A 2682-nucleotide genomic window follows, 5' to 3' on the forward strand; every position below is an offset into this window, starting at 1 on the left:
CCCGCCGGGGACGCCGAGCGGCGCGCGGCCTGGACGCACCCGCGGCTGGTCGGCCAGGGCGCCGGCGACGCCGCCGCCGGGGGGGGGCCCGCGGGCCCCCCGGGGGGCGCCCCCCCGGGGGGCCGGGGGGGCCCCCCGCCGTGCGGGTGGAGGGACTGTGGAAGCGGTTCGGTGAGCAGATCGCCGTGAACGGGATCGACCTGGTCCTGCCGGCGGGGAAGTTCATCGGCCTGGTGGGGCCCAACGGGGCCGGCAAGACGACCACCCTGTCCATGATCACCGGCCTGCTGCGGCCGGACGCCGGCCGTGTGCTCGTCGCGGGCCACGACGTGTGGCGCGACCCCGAGTCGGTCGCGCGGGTGAAGGCGAGCATCGGCATCCTGCCCGAGGGACTGCGTCTCTTCGAGCGCCTGTCGGGGCGTGAACTCCTGGCGTACAGCGGCCGGCTCCGGGGGATGCCGGGCGCCGAGGTCGACAAGCGGGCCACGCAGCTGCTCGACGTCCTGGATCTGACCGGTTCGCAGAACAAGCTGGTCGTGGACTATTCGACCGGTATGCGGAAGAAGATCGGCCTGGCGGCGGCGCTCCTCCACAACCCGGAGGTGCTCTTCCTGGACGAGCCGTTCGAGGGCGTCGACCCGGTGTCGGCGCAGACCATCCGCGGGGTCCTGGAGCGGTACACCTCCTCCGGTGCCACCGTCGTCTTCTCCAGCCACGTCATGGAGCTGGTGGAGTCGCTGTGCGACTGGGTCGCCGTGATGGCGGCGGGCCGCATCCGGGCCCAGGGCCCGCTGGCCGAGGTCCGGGGTGACGCGCCGTCCCTGCAGGCCGCGTTCCTGGAGCTGGTCGGGGCGAACGAGCGCGCCGCCGCCGGTGACTCCCTGGACTGGCTGGGCGGCGGTACGGGCGCGACCGCGGCAGGGCCGGACGGCGTGGCGGGCGGGAGCGCGCGGTGAGTGCTGTCGTCCCCTCCCCCGCGCCGGCGCCCTCCCTCACCTCCGTCTTCGTACGGCTCAAGCTGGCGCTGCTCCGGAACGGGCTGCGGCAGTCCAGCGGCCGGACCGCCGTGTACATCACGTCGATCGTGGTGACGCTGCTGATCGCGGTCGCGATGATGCTCTCGTTCCTGCTGCTGCGCGGCGGCTCGGCGGCCGGCACGGTCTCCGTGCTCGTCATCGCGCTGCTCACCCTCGGCTGGGCGGTGATGCCGCTGTTCGTGCCGGGCGGTGACGAGACGCTCGACCCGTCGCGGCTCGTCATGCTTCCGCTGCGTCCGCAGCCGCTGGTCCGGGCGCTGCTGGTGGCGTCCCTGGTGGGCATCGGCCCGTTCTTCGCGCTCTGTCTCGCGGTCGGCGCCGCCCTGGCCCTCGCCGACGACGCGGCCGGCACCGTGGTGGCGGTGCTCGCGGTGCCGCTGACCGTCCTGGTGTGCGTGGCGCTGTCCCGGGCGGTCGCCGCCGCGAACGTACGGCTCCTCACCTCGCGCAAGGGCCGTGACCTGGCCCTGCTCAGCGGTCTGCTCATCGCCGTCGGCATGCAGGTGATCAACTTCGGCGCGCAGAGCCTGGGCAGGTCCGGCGACCTGTCGGTGCTCGACCCGGCGGCGGCCGTCGCCGGCTGGCTGCCGCCCGCCGCGGCGTTCGCCGCGATCGGGAACGCGGGCGACGGCGCGTACGCCGAGGCGGCCGGGCGGCTGCTGCTGACCGTCGCCACGCTGGTGCTGCTGCTCGTGTGGTGGCGGCGGAGCCTGGTGCGGCTGATGGTCGAGCCGGACGGTTCCACCCTCGCCGCCGCCACGGCGACCAAGGACGCGACGGACGGGCGCGGGCGGCTCGCGCGGCTGCTCCCGGAGGGCCGTACGGGCGCCGTCATGGAGCGCAGTCTGCGCTACATCGGGCGCGACCCGAAGACGAAGGCCTCCTGGGTCACCGCGCTCGCGATCGGCGCGCTCGTGCCGGTGTTCAACGCCTACCAGGGCGCGGGCAGCATCTACTGGGCGTCGTTCGCCTCGGGCATGCTCGGCATGCAGATGTTCAACCAGTTCGGGCAGGACACCTCGGCGTTCTGGATGGTCGCCCAGACCATCTCCTCACCGGCCGGCGCCTACGCCGAGCTGCGGGACCGCGCCCTGGCCCTGCTGGTGATCACCGTGCCGTACACGGTGGCGGTGACGGTCGCCACGGCGGCGATCCTCGGGGACTTCTCGCAGCTGCCGGAGGGCCTCGGGGTCGCGTTCGCCCTGATCGGGGCGATGCTGGCGCTCGGCGCGGTGCTCTCGGTCCGCTTCCCGTACTCGATCCCGCAGGACTCCCACCGGAACGTCGCGGCGGGGCAGGGCGGGCTCGCCATGGGCGCGATCTTCGGCGGCATGCTGGCCGGCCCGGTGCTCTGCGCCCCGCTCATCGGCCTGGTGATCTGGCTCCACGTCGCCGGCCTGCACGGCCTGCTGTGGCTCGTCCTGCCGGCCGGTGTGCTGTACGGGGCGCTGTTGGCGTGGGCGGGCCTGAAGTCGGTCGCCCCGCGCATGGCGGCCCGTCTGCCGGAGATCCTCCAGGCGGTCAGCAAGGGCTGACCGGGGCGTATGTACGGCCCGGGGGCGGGGGCGGGGGGACCCACCCCCCCCCCCCCGCGGCGGGCGGGGGGGGCGTCAGGCGGCGGGGGGGGGGGCAGCCGGTTAGCGGT

2 protein-coding genes are annotated in these 2682 nt (G+C 74.9%); both read left to right on the top strand.

The genetic code is table 11. The features are described from left to right. Window positions 1-140 precede the first annotated feature (140 nt). Window positions 141-956, top strand: coding sequence for an ABC transporter ATP-binding protein (locus RIF68_RS33635; RefSeq protein ID WP_309055262.1), 816 nt, complete (start codon window positions 141-143; stop codon window positions 954-956). After that, window positions 953-2572: a transporter gene (locus RIF68_RS33640; RefSeq protein WP_309055263.1), complete on the top strand. Its 1620-nt coding sequence runs from the start codon at window positions 953-955 to the stop codon at window positions 2570-2572. The genes RIF68_RS33635 and RIF68_RS33640 overlap by 4 nt, the downstream gene beginning before the upstream one ends. Window positions 2573-2682: the final 110 nt, after the last annotated feature.

The sequence above is a fragment of the Streptomyces sp. genome (assembly GCF_031178505.1).
In the GTDB taxonomy this organism is placed as follows: domain Bacteria; phylum Actinomycetota; class Actinomycetes; order Streptomycetales; family Streptomycetaceae; genus Streptomyces; species Streptomyces gulbargensis.